Below are 15,804 nucleotides of genomic sequence, written 5' to 3' on the forward strand. Positions count from 1 at the left end.
CCAGTAATAAGACAGCTGAAAACAGAGGAAGAAATATTTTTCATATCGCTTAAAATTTCATACCACTATAAACAAGCAAAATTGTTAATGCTGTAAGATGGTAAAACATCGCCAACCAGATTATTGTTTGGGATAGGCGTTATATTGACCCATCAGGTAAGTTTTTCTATGAAAAATTCCATCTCAACCCACCACCGGTTATTTGCTGACTGCCATCTACTACGTATTCGTTGAAGTTAATAATCTGGTCATATTTATCGGTTTGGTTTACAAACTCAAACCCTAAATAACTATGTTGCTGAAAACTAAATACAATATCTAAATCAGCTACCACATTAGCCGTAAAGCCTAAACTAAAGTCATCTGTTTGCATAAATCAACCGAAGAGCACACCCGCTTCGCCCTCGCGATTGGTATCGCTGCGCATGCCGGCAGTTAATTCAATTTTTATTCCATTTTAATAATTTATTCACCGCAATTGTTGCATCCCCATCCATGCGTCCAATATAAATACCTAATTGCCATGGTGTGTATTTTGCTTCAATTTTGGTGTCGAAAAAATTGCCATCTAAAATCGGAGCAAGTGAATCATTAATAATTTCGTTATGCGATTTTCCGATTTCACCGTTTGCAGATAATTCAATTGTACCAATAGTGTAGGTTAATTGTGCATTACCCATTCTGGATTTACATATTGTTCAGTAAATGCATTACTCTGGAAAATCATATAAATCCCGCATAATTTAATCCAACGAAAACATATTGCTTTGAATTAAAGTCCATATTTGCGCAAAAATAATCTTTCCGGTTGTGGAACTTCCGTTTGTTGCTGCAACTCGACGGTAAAGCATGTCCAGTTAATTTCTTTAATATATTTATTAAATACCAAACCAAAAGTCAACAGCAGCACCTTGTTGGCGCCAGGTATTATCTGCATCATAAAAATTATCGTATGCAATCTGGTCCGATAAATGCAAAATTGGTCAGGTTAATGTTTGTAATCCTTGCTGTTGGTATTATAAAAGTATATGGTGTTAATTTATAATGCACATCAACAACTTCACAACGAACAATATCTTTAATTACCCTTTTACATATAATTCCACGAACATCGAAAGTAACGCCTGAACCCCAAAATCCGCCGAAGTCGTTACGAATACGCACTGTACTTTGTATCGCAATATTTTCACCAGGGCGAATTAACATACCAAGGTCCACCAATGTATGCGACGATAAACTTTTTGGTGCCGTAACAGTGTCGGCAACCGCAACGTCCTGCGATAAATTGTCTAAAAACGATAGCGTGCGTGCCGTACGTTTAAACTGAATTTTTTACCTCAGTTTGAGCTTGTGTTGTTAATGCCGAACACAAAATCAAACCTGTAAAAATGGCTGCGTTAATTTTTTTCACTAGAAAAATATTTTTAATTCAACTATAGTTTCCTGATTTCTAAAAGTATCATCCGCAAAACTGGCATCACTAAAATTAGCCCAGCGGTTGCGGATGTATAAAATAGCATTACGACCTAAATCAATATCTAAACCTGCGCCGTATCAAATACCTGTCTGATTGCGCGGACGGCGCGTTACCTCATCAATATCGGTTAAATAATTGCACGTGCGCTCGTAACCATAATATCTCCTCAATACCAAACCATCGGTAATGCTGTAATAAATTTCAATTTCGCTGGCATATTGTCTAATGTAAGCATCTTCATTTAATACCGGAATAATACTCCAGTCGCGCTGCACTGTGCTGTAATATCCCAAAAAGAAAATATACATCGGGCGATTAAATGCATGTGTTTTAAATTTTATTTGCGGTTCAAATACTGAAAAATATTTTTTATTTACGGCAACACCTGAACTGTCATCACTTAAATTAACAGTTTCATAAACATCGCGGTAAATCACTGAATATCTGTCGTACGGGCCAACATTCGATGGAAATGCAAATCGCCAGAAACGTGCACGTGTTAAGCTATTTACAGGATGCGAATACGTAATTACATTTGATGCCGGTGTAATTTCTCCATTCATACCGATGCCGATATTAAATGAAATATTTTCCCAGGTTTGTTCAATATTAATATCTAATCCCTGTCTGTTATTCGACATCATACCCATGCGCAACATCGCGCTGCCTGTAGGGCGAAGCACTGCGCTGCTGCCAATAGAGCCTGCCGGAATATCGTTGGTAGTATATTCTGTAACGCTGCTATTTAAAAAAACTGCATTATTATTAAATACTTCAGGTGCAATTCTAAATCCGTGTAAACTAATTACCGGAATATTTTTTTGATAGGAGATATAATTGTTCCGCTAATCATTTCGCCCCAGCCTTCGTTGTTGAGCGGACTAAAATATTGTGCCATACCGGCTTCAAGATGCAGACCGAATGATTTTATTTTTTCATTTACTTCAAATGTAATGGTATTAAATCCTACTTTTTCTAACGCTAAGCTATCGGCATAAGTAATGCTGCTGATGGTGTTGATTCCATAAAATCTGCCTTCATTTAATTGTTTTATGGTTTGCCGCCGTATGATACATTCGGTGTGCTGCCAAACCCGCCATTTAATTCTGTTTTCCGACTAATATTTTGCTTTTAAATCGCCCGGAAGTTCGGCTGCATCCAAGGCAAAACCTTTAAATGCGCGATTTCCCCAGCGTACATCCTGGTCAACTGCCCCTTCCTTATAATATTTGTCGTATCTCCCAAAAACCGCATTGGTAATGGGGTCCCAGGGGTTGCGTTCAAATAAAGTGAACCGATTATATCCATGAAACGAACCCTAGGTAAGGTCGCTCAAAACATGCCATTGAATGCCACCGGTGCGCAGCGTAAACGTACTAAACGAGGTTGAATGCGTCGCAGTAAGTTGATTCCCAAATTCAAAATCATACTTCCACCCAACCGCGTTCCTTCAATCGGATTTTGAATACTTGGGCGCAAACTGTCCACCACCTGTTTTCCGTAAGCGCTACCCAACACACCGTTTAAATATTGGTAAGTATAAATGTCAAATGCCCACGATGTTTTTAATGTCGGTCTGCCCGAAACATTTAATTGTAAAGTTGGCAATGTGTATCATCGCCAATAAACATCTGATTGGTTGGTGTGGTTTGTCCGCCTGCCGTGCTCAGCAAATAAGTGTAAAATTCCGGGTTTGAGTGCCATAAAAACGGTAAAACCCAGATACCGCAACGCGATACAGTTCATCCGGAGCATGTTTCGGAAACAACCCAACCTGAGGCGTAACCACGGTATTGCTTGTATCCCGCTGTCCAAACCCCAAAACAGGCAACAGCGCAGCCACGGCAAACAATCCAACTATTTTGTTTAATCTTTTCCCCAACACAATAGGTTTTGCGTATTAAAATTACACGTTTACAAATCAAATGTAATACTTTTTGTAAAAATTACAATTAGTGCCCAACTTTTTCTCCCATCCAGGCTCAAAATGTTTTGGGCGTTTCCCCTATAGTGATTAATAATTTGCAGGGGCAAATTATTAATCACTATAGGGGCCGGGCTTTTCACTGCAACTCCTCGCTCGCTGAAAAAGCTCGCTGTGGGGTTTCCGTTTCAATCCCTAACGCACTTTCGAGTAAAAATGTAATTAGTCGAGTTGAATTGAATCCACCCCATGCAATCATTTAAACGAAAAATTAGCAAACGTCACCATGTAGGGGCGAATTGCATCCGCCCATACATGTTGACGTTTGCGGAATGTTTGGATAAATTAAAATTGTTCTGAATAACTATTGATAATAAGTCGAATCGAATCTAAAACCACTCATTCCTCATCCCTCATCCCATGAGTTGTTCGCTACGCGCAAATGAGTTATCAGTAATGCGTGATTACTACTTTACCGGAACTAAATATATCGCTAAACGCAAAATTAGCAAACGTCACCATGTAAGGGCGAATTGCATCCCGCCCATACATGGTGACGTTTCCGAATGTATAGTTAAATTGAAATTGTGGGAAAATAATTTACTAATTCAAATTTTGCTTACCTTTAAAATAAATTACTAATGTTCCGCCATTATTCAAAGGTGATAACGTTAATGTTCAATTTAAATCGGCAACTAATAGAGTTGAACAATTAAAATGCAAGAACAAAAGGATTACTTGACAAAATAAAACAGCACGAAAAACTTGCAATTAGAGTAAACTCTAATTCAAATAATAATTTGTCTGCTGATGTAATGAAAATGCTTACAAGAACCACACAGAAAAGCTAATTACTTTTTTGTGTTTGTTGAAAGTGGTTCGCTAACGCATAAGGTTGACCTAAACGATTTGACAATTACAAATGGGCAATTGTTTTTTGTTTTGCCTAATCAAATCCATTCAGTCCCTCCACAGAAGCAAGGTAACATTGAATGTTTCAAAATGAGTTTTGACCAAAACTGCTTGTCTTTACTTCCTAAACAATTTTCTTTTTACTCAATCCATTAAATTCACAAATCATTTCATTTGACAGTGATTCGAGCCAACGCGTAAAAATACTTTTTGATATACTCGACAAAATATTACATTCAGAAAACGACCAAAAAGATGCTGAAATTATTTTGGCGCATCTTAATTCACTTTTAACAGAGTTGGACAAAGCATATTTTAAAAGTGTCTCAAAAGAAAAATCAGAACCAAACAAACTTTCAAAATACATTGAGTTTAAAATTGCAGTTGAAACTCATCTAACAGAACAACATTCTATAAATACTATTGCCGATAATCTTTCAATAACAACAAATAATCTCTACAATATTGTAAAAGCGTTTTCGGGAGTTTCGCCAAAAGAATTTATCACAAACCGTTTGATGTTAGAGGCACAGCGGAAACTTTTCTATTCTGAGACATCGGTAAAAGAATTGGCTTACGAGTTAGGTTTCAGCGATCCTGATTATTTTTCAAAGCTTTCAAAAGAATACCGGCAAAAGTGTAACGCAGTTTGTAGAAAGCATTCAGGATTTGTCTGGTAAATAAAGTGAATAGTCCATCTCAATTAATTTTGACCTGCTGACTTTTGTGATTCATTAAAAAATGTAAAAATGAAATCAGCATTAGTAACAGGAGCTAACAAAAGTATTGGCTATGAAGTTGCGCGACAACTTGCTCAAAAAGGCATTTATGTTTATCTAGGCAGTCGCAATTTGGATAATGGTATAGCAGCAGTTAATAAATTAAATGCAGAAGGATTAAAAAATGTTGAAGCCATTCAGCTTGACGTTACAAACGATGAATCTGTAGAAAATGCTCGAGTAGAAATTAGCAGGAAAACACAAGTGTTGGACATACTAATTAACAATGCCGGCATCTTTGGGGGCTATCCACAAGGAGCCCTCAATACCACTATCGACCAATTTAAAACTACTTACGATTCAAATGTATTTGGTGTTGTAAGAGTTACACAGGCATTTATTGATTTATTAAAAATATCATCTGAACCGCGCATTGTAAATGTAAGTTCAAGTCAAGGCTCTATTACCTTGCATAGCGACCCTGCCTACAAATATTACGATTACAAAGCTGCTGCTTACCTTTCTTCAAAATCAGCAATGAATATGTACACAGTAGTATTGGCTTACGAACTGAAAAATACCAACTTTAAAAGTAAATGCTGTTTGCCCCGGATACTCGAATACTGATTTTAACGGACATCGTGGCACTGGAACCGTTGAAGATGCCGGCAAACGAATTATAAAATATGCTTTAATTGATAAAAATGGCCCGACAGGGAAATTTTTTAGTGAAGAAAATAATCCTGCAACGGGAGAAATTGCTTGGTAATAAATTACAAGTAACTGCGCTTCTGCCTAATAACTTTTCGATTCGTAAAATGTTAATATAGAAAAGCCGAGTCGAAATTAAAACCACTCATTACTCATTTCTCATCCTTCATCCAATGAGTTGTTCGCTGTGCTCACATGAGTGATGAGTAATGAGTGGTGGCTGCAAAACTGGATACAATTTCTTTTTATTTACATTTTTCGATGCATGAAAATTTTGAACCGTGTAAGCAGAGTCGAATCTAAAACCACTCATTCCTCATTACTCATCACTCATTCAATGAGTTGTTCGCTGCGCTCACATGAGTAATGAGTGATGAGTGGTTACGCCAATACAGAAAATAAATCCAACTCTTTTACGAAAAATTAGCAAACGCCATCATGTGAGGGTGCATCCGCCCATACATGATGGCGTTTGCAGGAATGTTTGGATAAATTAAATTTTTGTGCGTATTTATTACTAAAAAGTCAGATCGAACAAAATCCACCGATTACACATTTTAATTGTCGTTGCCTGTTTTTCTTTGAATTATTCAAAATTTATGTAAATTTGACTTAAGTAAATGCAGATGCAATTTTAAAATTGTTGAGATATTTATACGCTGGACAAATGTTGGATGCAGGAGTAGGTTTGCGCTATAATGCAAATCGTTATGCAGATGTCCAGCCCTAATTGAAAATGTTGTAATGTTATCGAAAATTCGCCCAAACAAATAAATAAAGTTGACATGAAAATCCCGACTTTAATATTATTATTTAACATATTATCCAGCCTGTTGTCGGCACAATCACATGTGATTGCTATTAAAACTGGTTTCAGCTGGACAAACATTTCAAGCAGTTTGCATGAATATGAATTTCAAAATAATTACATCGCGGGAATCTCTTATGATTACAAGGTAAACAAAAATCTTTCTTTGGGGTGCGAATTCCTTTACGAAGAGCGAGGTGGAAATTTAATATTTACATTTAATCATTCAAATGGAAATCCTCAAGAGCAATATACAATTCCATATGAATTTAATTACCTTTCATTACCTATTAAGTTAAGTTATACAATTGGAAATGTTTTTTTTGGTTTCTGCAGTATTGGTGTTTGTCCAGCTATGCTTAGAAATTCAATTGTGACATACCCAGATGGATACCTTGATCATTTTGTAGATCCAATGGCAACAATTCCTCCAACATATTCAAAATTCGATTTCGCAGGTTTTTCCGAAATTGGTTGCGGATACAAATTGTCAGACCGGTTTTCAATTGATATATCAGGTCGATTTCAACAAAGTACCACACTGCTTATAGAAAATCTAGATGGTAATAATTATGGAGTGACAATCGGACTCGGGCTGAAATATTACTTTTAAATTAATATATTTAATTTGTTAGAATAAAACTTTAAATTATGTAAAGAAACAAAATCGGTCGACAACGCTCATCAAAAAGCCAAAAACATTGTAAAAATTTCGATTGATATTAAAATAACAAATTAAAATACAAACAAAAAATATGGAAATAATTTTTAAACACTTTTGGGTCCTATTTATTGTTGTGATTTTTGTCAACGCTTTCATTATGCGGAAACGTGCTGATTCATATATTGAAATTAACCCTGACCTTAAATTGGGTTATGACAAACTATTTAAAAATTTTTTGATTTTTGCAAATATCCCATGGCTGATAATGGGTATTGGTGATCTGACAGGTTTTACAAATGGGGTTTTTGAGTTTTTGATGCCACGACAATTAAATCCAATTGTGCTTATTTTTCATGCTAGTTTAATTACGCTTTGGGGCCTTGGAAGTTATTGGATTTACCTAAAAGCCGGCGCTGAATTTTTGGCAAAACACCCCGGTTTTTTAAATACCGGTGAACCAAGTAAAACAGATCAGGTTAATAAAAACAAGGTAAAATTTATGTGGACACTCATAGTGTTTGGCGGCATTATTGGCGAAATACTGATGTGGAACATGAACGGTACAACAACACGAATTTAAATATGGAATACAATCACCTCGTTTACGACTTTGCCGGTAGGCTTCCCAGATTGGGTTTTATGTTGATACCCTTGCTATTTGTTGCAGTGGGGATAGGCATTTTCATCTATAATAAAAAATTTGTGGACAATAGCGCTACATCAACCTTTGGCATTAATAAACGTGCATCCGGAATGGTATTCGGTACCATATTCGCTGCATTTGCAGTATTAATTTCTATTTTTTTAATTCCCTCTATGGTTGGTGAATACTTCGAAACAAGAAACATTTACAACAATAAGCAATATCAAACAGTAGCAGGAATGGTGGAGAATTATCACCCAATGCCTTCTGGAGGACACGATTCGGAAAAATTTACAGTCAGCGGTGTTGAATTTGAATTTTCAGATTTTGATGTCAGTGACTATGGCTATAATAATGCAGCCTCGCATGGCGGTGTAATCAGACAAGGATTAAATGTTAGAATAGCGTATTTCAACAATGGCTACAAAATGTAATCCTTAAATTAGAGACGGAATGAAGCTTTGAGCATATCAAAGTTGCCAAATTAAAACCTATAAAAATTCTCGAAAATGGACCTTTTATTCATAATGAATGTAAATAGATTCCCCGAGATTATATGTATAATTTCTATAATAATGCTTCTTATTTATAAAAAAGGAGAATAAAAATTAAAAAGAATTTTAGTGGTTGGCTTTTTATTTGGATTTGTTGTACTCTAATTCCACATCAGGTTTTTGGTAACTGGAATGCAATCAAAAAATTTGAAGATAAGGGAATCAGTAAAATTGAATTAAGACCATCCACTCCAGGCTGGGAAGTAAACTTAACTGATTCAGTGTTTATTATTCATGACAAAAATCAGATAAATACAATTTGTAATTTCCTGCATAACTGTGATCTTTATTTTGCTCAACATTCAAATAGAGTTTGGGAAGCTAATATGATTCTTATTGCAAATGATGGGGACACTTTATTGGTGGAAATAAACAAGCTTGAAAATAATTGTATGGTTGTTAATGTGCCTCGAGCGGAATTGAGAAATGATGACCTTGATAATTATTTGGAAACTGTGACTAATTATAATAAACCTCAAATTGGGGACAAATAATTCTTAAATACGAAGTAATCAATACTTTAGGTGACAAATATCCAATAAAATTGCGTGAACAGATCAATATTCCCCTGTAAAATTTCTTTTTTAAAAAATTTGTATTTTTATTATAAATTCTTTAAAAAATTCAATAAAGTTCTATGAATCTAAGTGCCCTTATTAATATGAAAAGATGTTCGCTGATATTATTATGTTATTTATTGATTTTAGGAAGTTGCAAACAACCAACAAAATCGGTCGAGAAGGCTCATCAAGCTAGTCAAACTATTGCGAATAATACGATAGATACTATTGGAACAGCCGATAGGTATTTCAATTATCAGCATACCATCATTCAAACAGATTTTTATGATACAGTATTTTCAAAGTTTTCTGACGAAATGGTGGAAGATTGTTTTACCTTTTACATGCCAAGCGGAAATATCAACGATACAAAAAGTACAATAAGAATAACAACAAAATCTGGTGAAATGATTTATGAAAAAACTTTTACAACGAGTGATATTGTAAACGGATATTCAACTTATAACATTTCTAATGATATAGAAATGGAGGAGTATGTTTTGTGGGAGGCTAGAGCAGTATTGGATAAAACTTCGTTTGTTGATATTGCCAATGATGAAGGAAATAATATTATTAATTCCACGCCTCTGGAAGACATACAAGACTACGCAACTTTTGTTGAATGCCGCGATGATAACAGGTTTTTGTTCGTTTTTGGATTTCATGAGGAGGACATTACTATTATTGGATACTCAAAGAAAAAAAAATAAAGTAGTTGATTTGATTTATTGTTGTTAAGGATGGCACTTGAAATATTCGAATACAAGCCAATATAATAAAATAGGCAAAGTTAAACTAACAATAAATGCGAACTGAAAGTAATGCGTTTCTGATGGACTTAAGCGCTGTCGTTAACATTCCTTTTCCCAAAAACTTTGTATTTTTATTATGGATTTTAGCGCGACTTTTAGGCCTTCCCAAAACTGAACCCCCATACGTGAAATTGTACCCGACATGTAAAAACACATAAAATTTAATACGCTCATGCCAACACTTGATTATGAAACTTGCAAATGTGGTAGCCGGCCACCGGTAGTGCTTCAATCGCACTTTACTAATAACCCCATTTCTTGCGCTGACTGCAATTTGGAAGTGGATTTAAACCAATTAAATTTATCAGAAGACCTCGTTGAAAGGATAGCTCAATGGAACAGTTTTTACAACAGCTTTTATATTATTTGGCTCGACTCAGGAGAATATGAAAAATGGGCAAAAGAGCAACTATCTTCTGCAGATAGTCCTGTAAATAAACGTGGTTTAACCCTCAGAGATGAAATTGCAGCAAGTATTACATGTTACTATTGGTGGTTTATTGACAATGCTGCCGCGGAATATAAACCTTTCACAAAATGCCCAAATTGTTTCGGGCAACTTACAAAATATGCAAATAAATATAATGTAAATACACATATTTGCGGACAATGTAACATTATCATCGCGACATAAGAAACGACTGCTAATGCAGGGTTTGTGTTGGTTGAGTTTTAAAGAATTGCTAAAAATTGTTTAGTTAGACCTTGTCAGTATTAAATAATTCTAATTGACGACAATTTCAACAAAAAAATAAAATGACAATAGACAAAATTTTGGAAATTGGTATTGACAATAAAGGCAGGCTTTACCTTAAACCTGAGAAGCAACGTTTTACACTTATATATAGAACTGCAACAGAAATTCATTGGGAAGACAATGGAAATTTCCTCTATTCACCCAAACCGCGAGAATGGACATATTTTGATTGGTTCAGGCAAATAGTAAGAGTGACGGAAACTGAATTCAACTGCAAGCTTATTTTGACAAACGAAACAGTATGGGTAAATACAGCAGAGGAACTAAAACTACAAATAATTGAATCCCAAAAAAACTCATAATAAAATAAAGACGCAAAACAACTAATTTTGACATAATATGCCAACGGGGAAAGCAGAAAACCGAGTAGAGTAAGCAAAGCAAACAAATAAACGATGAAAAAATTTATGATTGATATTCTTTTACAAGGAATAGATGATGAAACGAGAATGAAATTATTAGCGAAGGAACAAGAAATAATAAAAGAATGGGAGGACAATGGAACCCTTTTGGCTTCCTACATAAAAGCTGATACCGCCGGAATTTACCTGATACTATCCGCTGAAGACAAAGCAGACGCAGATAAAAAACTTTCCACGCTCCCTTACTATCCATATATGAAAATCGAAATAATGACGTTGAGGTGAGAAGATAGGGGCTAAGGCGGTAGAGGTTATATGTGAAGCGTATCCGAATCATCTAACAATTGGCGACTTGTTTAAACAATATCTATGCAAACTGTTTTTAATAAGTATACTAATAAGTTTAGCAATTACGGGTTGCCATTCAACTAAGGCTATAAACTTAATCAAGAAACAGTTTGTTACCTGTTGTTGCGAACCCAATAATAGATCTAAAAGTGAAAACTCCTTTTTATAATTTAAAACGACAACCATGGAACAATTTGAAATAAGGCATGATGGTTTTAAAGAAATAAGAAAAGCTTTACTAATTAAAGCAATTCCAAATTCACTATTAGCCGCACTCTTCGGACTTGCAATTGCTTATTTTAGTAATAACGAACAACAAAGCGATGTGAAAACTTTGCTGTTTGCAATACCATTGGTGTTGGGACTATTAGCATTTGACTTTATCGTGGCATTAAAAGACAAGAAGCGCTCTTCCATAGTTATAGCCTGATTCTTGATAATAATAGTATTATTAGAGAACAAATCAATACACCAACAATAACTGTTTCAACCTCAGATATCACGGAAATTATTAAATATTCAAATGGTAGTTTTACTATAAAAGGAAATTCAAACTTTAATGTAATAGGTGTGCCTTCGCAAATAGAAGATTATGAAAAGTTTGAAAAGTTACTTTCGGAAATAAGGCCTATTTCGGTGAAAACGGATACACCTTTTCTTCAAAATTTCGAGGATTGATTTCCTATTTACATTAGGCTTAATGGCTACAGTTGCTATTTCCAATGACAAACTCATAGTTGGTGTATCTGGGACTGTTTTACTTGCAGTTTTGGGTTACTCAGTTTTGAAATACAAAGAAGCAAAAATATTGACTATAAAACGAAAAGAATATTTTGGTGGGTAATTTTAGTGGCAGCTTCAGTTTGTAGCGTTATGTATTATAAACCAACTATTTAAATATAAGCAATTACTAACGAAAAAACTCAATTTAATTGCAATTCCCAAAATTAAATTTATTTTATAAATGTTGCGAAAAGGAAAGTTATAATTAGTTTAATACTTTTAGAACCATGACACAACTAAACAAAATACGGACTTCTAATTATCGGTATTGCACTCGGAATCGCATATGGACTTGTAGCAAGGTTAGTATTCGGACAAAGTGCAACTTTGGCATCTGTAACATATTTATTTATCGTTCCAACCATTTTAGGTATTATTCCTTTAATGTTTGCAGACAATAACAAACTAAAATCTTACAGGAACATCATTTTTATACCTTGGCTTACAGTTGTGACCTTTTTTTTGACAATGTTCTTGTTTGGAATTGAGGATTTTATTTGTTTGCTAGTTCTTGCTGCACCATTTTTTATTTTAGGAACAGTAGGTGCTAATTTTTAGAATTACAAATTAATAAACAAAAAAGAAAAGGAAAATTGTTGACAATAGTTTTGTCCTTTCATATTTGCTCCTATCGAAGAATACATAAATAACCCTTCTGATACTTTCTATGTTAAAAGTGAGGTTGTTATTGATGCAAATGCTCAATTAATTTGGGACAACATTGTTGAAGTTAAAACAATCAACCAAACTGAATATAATAAGGGGATATTCAATTCAATTGGTATTCCAAGACCCATTAGTGCGGAAGTTGATAAAAAAGAAGTCGGTGGTCAGAGAATAGGAAATTTTGAAGGGGGTTTAAAGTTCATTGAAACAATTACTGAATTTAATGAAAACAAAAAGGTAGCATTCGACATAAAAATTGACCCAACAACAGTGAGCCAAAAGGTATTTGACCAACATATTTTAAAAGGCAACTATTTCACATTTGTTGATGCAACTTATGAGTTGACAGACCTTAAAAATGGGCAAGTGAAATTGACGCTTTCTTCAAGTTATCAATTGACTTCAAAAATTAATTTTTACGGAAAATTTTGGGGCAATTTAATATTGAAGGACTTTCAGGACAGACTATTAAACGTAATTGAAGACAGATGAAAAAAAGAATTAATGTTGTTTACAGGTATTTTGTGTCGGATTTAAAGAGATTAGAATTTTCAACTTTGCTTTCCTGTTCAACTTTCGTAAATTAGCTGAGCGCTTTGGTTTAAATGCAGCTCAGAACGCAAATTGCTATTGTATTTAACAAAATAAATATATAACAAATCAATGAATTCACTTAAATTGGTAGTTACTATTTTTCTCCTAACAATTGGACGGACCATTTCAGCTTGTGATTGTAATATGCAAGGTAATTTTTACAGGTAGCTCCAAACACAAAACTGGTAGCTTTAGTTAAAGTGACAAAATATTTGACGTTTAAAGACATTTACGATGTGCAAACCCCAATGTCGATGGAGGTTGAAATTATCGATATTTACAAAGGTGAAGAAAGCCGAAAAACAGTAATCGTTTGGGGAGACATTGGTAATTTATGCCGCCCTTACCTTTCCAGGTTTAAAGAAGATCAATATTATGTAATCGCGTTTTATGAGGGTTTAGACGGATCAAGTAGACGTGCACGCAAACGAAAAACAACAGACTACGCTATTTCTAATTGCGGCGAATATTGGTTGGATGTTGATTTTATTAACAAAATCGCAACAGGTTCAGTATCTGATAACCAAAATCAAATAACTTTGGATGAGCTGAAATCCAGTCTGGATATAAAATAATATTATTTCAAGAGCATGTTTTCATTATTCAAACATAAATCAGAAAATCCTGAATACCTGAATGGGCTGCTTTTTTTCAGCAGTAGTGAATACAGTGAGTTTATAAACGCGATTAATAATTACTTCAAAAAAGAATGTCACCTACGAACTTGGAGATGGCATGTTGTCGACAGGGAAAACATCTTTGGATTTGCTTCTATAGGACTAATCAATGTTGCGCAAGTTTTTAAACAAAACAAGCAAAGAAATTATCGCAAAATTGTCTCCGAGCATTTCGATTCAATGGTTAGCGCTATCAGTTTGAAATGGAATTTAATAAAATTGTTCATGACTTTGACAAAGTAAAAATACATTGGCGTTCGCCTTTACCCAAATGACTATGTTGGACATATAGGAAAAGAGTTAACTGTTGGAAAAGATTTTGCGGCGACATTTATTCCATGTTAATTTTGACCTGCCGGAAAGCATAACGAACGTTCAACCTCAGCAAATAGAGCAATGGGGAAGGTCATTTGAGGAATTGTTTGAAGTAGGGAAACAAAACATAAAGCATAATTACCCTTTAAATATTTCGCAACATAAATTTAATGAGTTGGCAATTTGGTTTGTTGAAGGCAATCATTTCTTTGCACCGAACATTGTATTTGATTTAAATAATTATCCCAAGTTACTTGGCTCAAAAGGGTCTATCGTCGGAATTCCGCACAGGCATTCTGTAATTATTTATCCAATTGAAAATTTGGAAATTGTTACTGCTATCAATCAACTTATTCCTGCCATTTATGGAATGAACGAGGAAGGGCCCGGATCTATAAGCAACAATCTTTGGTATATTGATGGACATTTTGAAAACTTACCCTACAAAATTGAAGACAATAAACAGTAATTTTTCCTGCCCAAAATTTCGCGGAAATGGTAAAGACATTGTCGGGTAAAGCCTTAAAATTTGAAATGGGCACATTTTCGGCCATTTTAAATCCCCCCCCCAAATATGCTAAAAACAATCATTTCCCGGCTTTTGTCGGACAAAAACAGCCAAAATTGAGGTTTTCCTGAAAACAGTACCTTGAGGCATAGTCGCTGGGCGGGTAGTAGAAAATTTGTAGTTTTATTGAAGGAAAATGTAGTGCTTAAAGATTTAGCACTTTAACGTTGACCTGTAGCTAACAAAATATGAGAAAAGTAATTGCATTCAATATGACACTTGACGGAGTTTCTGATCATACAGCAGGAATAGCTGACGAAGGACTTCACCAACATTATTCTGAACTGATAGATAATGCCGGTGTTATTTTATACGGAAGAACAACTTTTCAATTAATGCAATTTTGGCAAACATTGTTACAAAACCCTTCCGGAGAAAAATCAATGGATGACTTTACAGTTTCAATCGATAAAATTGAAAAAATTGTGTTTTCCAACACACTCAAAACCACAAACTGGGAAAGTGCAATAATTGCAACCAGGCCTCTTTCGGATGAAGTTATTCATCTAAAAAAACAACCCGGAAACGACATCCTTATTGGAAGCAGAAGTTTGATTATTCAACTATTAAATAGTAACCTTATTGACGAATTTCAAATATGTATTCATCCGGTCATCGAAGGAAAAGGCATGTTAATGTTCGACAACATTTCGAACAGAATTTTATTAAAACTCATTAAAACAAAATTGCTTAGCCCAGGTGCTATTGTGCTTTATTATGAACCGAGTGCATAGGATACACACTTTTAAAATATATAAATGATTTTCACGATTACAATTATCCTGACGAACCTTACTACAAAGAAGCCTATGACGAATTGGTCTCCACATTAAAGCTTAAAAAGAGAACCTTATTTTGCCATTATTATGATAGCCTTTTTGGTATTGGGCTTTACTTTTTTTGATACGGATAAAGTTTTAGGAATATTTCAATCATTTTTAGTCTTATTG

General features: G+C 34.6%; 20 protein-coding genes and 2 pseudogenes. 16 read left to right on the forward strand and 6 right to left on the reverse strand.

Annotated elements, in window-relative coordinates; all coding sequences use genetic code 11:
* Positions 1–166: 166 nt before the first annotated feature.
* The 6 genes from IPI65_15575 to IPI65_15600 all read right to left on the reverse strand — a co-directional run bounded on the left by IPI65_15575 (position 167) and on the right by IPI65_15600 (position 3,085).
* Complete coding sequence (locus tag IPI65_15575; GenBank protein ID MBK7442892.1) at positions 167–373, reverse strand: hypothetical protein; 207 nt, start codon at positions 371–373, stop codon at positions 167–169.
* Positions 374–440: 67 nt separating this feature from the next.
* Positions 441–680 carry a hypothetical protein gene (locus IPI65_15580; GenBank protein ID MBK7442893.1) on the reverse strand — a complete coding sequence of 80 codons (240 nt, stop codon included), beginning with the start codon at positions 678–680 and terminating at the stop codon, positions 441–443.
* A 92-nt stretch (positions 681–772) separates the two neighbouring features.
* Positions 773–940 (reverse strand): hypothetical protein, encoded by a 168-nt coding sequence (locus IPI65_15585; GenBank protein MBK7442894.1) that lies wholly within the window; start codon positions 938–940, stop codon positions 773–775.
* Positions 941–945: 5 nt separating this feature from the next.
* A complete protein-coding gene (locus IPI65_15590; GenBank protein ID MBK7442895.1) occupies positions 946–1,206 on the reverse strand; it encodes a hypothetical protein in 261 nt (86 codons plus the stop codon).
* 348 nt (positions 1,207–1,554) lie between these two features.
* Entirely contained in the window at positions 1,555–2,160 is a 606-nt protein-coding gene (locus IPI65_15595) for a hypothetical protein (protein MBK7442896.1), read from the reverse strand.
* Between the two features lie 649 nt (positions 2,161–2,809).
* Entirely contained in the window at positions 2,810–3,085 is a 276-nt protein-coding gene (locus tag IPI65_15600) for a hypothetical protein (GenBank protein MBK7442897.1), read from the reverse strand.
* A gap of 1,131 nt (positions 3,086–4,216) precedes the next feature.
* Between IPI65_15600 and IPI65_15605 the strand changes: the two are divergent.
* The 16 genes and pseudogenes from IPI65_15605 to IPI65_15680 all read left to right on the forward strand — a co-directional run bounded on the left by IPI65_15605 (position 4,217) and on the right by IPI65_15680 (position 15,588).
* Positions 4,217–4,997, forward strand: a pseudogene (locus tag IPI65_15605) (helix-turn-helix domain-containing protein).
* A 65-nt stretch (positions 4,998–5,062) separates the two neighbouring features.
* Positions 5,063–5,801, forward strand: a pseudogene (locus tag IPI65_15610) (SDR family oxidoreductase).
* A gap of 727 nt (positions 5,802–6,528) precedes the next feature.
* Positions 6,529–7,164: an outer membrane beta-barrel protein gene (locus IPI65_15615; protein ID MBK7442898.1), complete on the forward strand. Its 636-nt coding sequence runs from the start codon at positions 6,529–6,531 to the stop codon at positions 7,162–7,164.
* A 208-nt stretch (positions 7,165–7,372) separates the two neighbouring features.
* Positions 7,373–7,795 (forward strand): hypothetical protein, encoded by a 423-nt coding sequence (locus IPI65_15620; protein ID MBK7442899.1) that lies wholly within the window; start codon positions 7,373–7,375, stop codon positions 7,793–7,795.
* 2 nt (positions 7,796–7,797) lie between these two features.
* Positions 7,798–8,292 carry a hypothetical protein gene (locus tag IPI65_15625; GenBank protein MBK7442900.1) on the forward strand — a complete coding sequence of 165 codons (495 nt, stop codon included), beginning with the start codon at positions 7,798–7,800 and terminating at the stop codon, positions 8,290–8,292.
* Positions 8,293–9,049: 757 nt separating this feature from the next.
* On the forward strand, positions 9,050–9,682 hold the full coding sequence (locus tag IPI65_15630) for a hypothetical protein (protein MBK7442901.1): 633 nt from the start codon (positions 9,050–9,052) through the stop codon (positions 9,680–9,682).
* A 274-nt stretch (positions 9,683–9,956) separates the two neighbouring features.
* Entirely contained in the window at positions 9,957–10,418 is a 462-nt protein-coding gene (locus IPI65_15635; protein MBK7442902.1) for a DUF2310 family Zn-ribbon-containing protein, read from the forward strand.
* Between the two features lie 122 nt (positions 10,419–10,540).
* Positions 10,541–10,843, forward strand: a complete 303-nt coding sequence (locus IPI65_15640; protein MBK7442903.1) for a hypothetical protein — start codon at positions 10,541–10,543, stop codon at positions 10,841–10,843.
* 93 nt (positions 10,844–10,936) lie between these two features.
* Positions 10,937–11,188 (forward strand): hypothetical protein, encoded by a 252-nt coding sequence (locus IPI65_15645; GenBank protein ID MBK7442904.1) that lies wholly within the window; start codon positions 10,937–10,939, stop codon positions 11,186–11,188.
* Between the two features lie 247 nt (positions 11,189–11,435).
* Positions 11,436–11,681 carry a hypothetical protein gene (locus tag IPI65_15650; protein MBK7442905.1) on the forward strand — a complete coding sequence of 82 codons (246 nt, stop codon included), beginning with the start codon at positions 11,436–11,438 and terminating at the stop codon, positions 11,679–11,681.
* Positions 11,682–11,951: 270 nt separating this feature from the next.
* Complete coding sequence (locus tag IPI65_15655; GenBank protein MBK7442906.1) at positions 11,952–12,095, forward strand: hypothetical protein; 144 nt, start codon at positions 11,952–11,954, stop codon at positions 12,093–12,095.
* Between the two features lie 266 nt (positions 12,096–12,361).
* On the forward strand, positions 12,362–12,592 hold the full coding sequence (locus IPI65_15660; protein ID MBK7442907.1) for a hypothetical protein: 231 nt from the start codon (positions 12,362–12,364) through the stop codon (positions 12,590–12,592).
* 378 nt (positions 12,593–12,970) lie between these two features.
* On the forward strand, positions 12,971–13,192 hold the full coding sequence (locus IPI65_15665) for a hypothetical protein (protein MBK7442908.1): 222 nt from the start codon (positions 12,971–12,973) through the stop codon (positions 13,190–13,192).
* A 302-nt stretch (positions 13,193–13,494) separates the two neighbouring features.
* Positions 13,495–13,869 (forward strand): hypothetical protein, encoded by a 375-nt coding sequence (locus IPI65_15670; protein MBK7442909.1) that lies wholly within the window; start codon positions 13,495–13,497, stop codon positions 13,867–13,869.
* A gap of 592 nt (positions 13,870–14,461) precedes the next feature.
* Positions 14,462–14,755: a hypothetical protein gene (locus IPI65_15675; protein ID MBK7442910.1), complete on the forward strand. Its 294-nt coding sequence runs from the start codon at positions 14,462–14,464 to the stop codon at positions 14,753–14,755.
* A 287-nt stretch (positions 14,756–15,042) separates the two neighbouring features.
* Entirely contained in the window at positions 15,043–15,588 is a 546-nt protein-coding gene (locus tag IPI65_15680; protein ID MBK7442911.1) for a dihydrofolate reductase family protein, read from the forward strand.
* Positions 15,589–15,804: the final 216 nt, after the last annotated feature.

It is taken from the genome of Bacteroidota bacterium (assembly GCA_016706255.1).
Classification (GTDB): domain Bacteria; phylum Bacteroidota; class Bacteroidia; order Chitinophagales; family BACL12; genus UBA7236.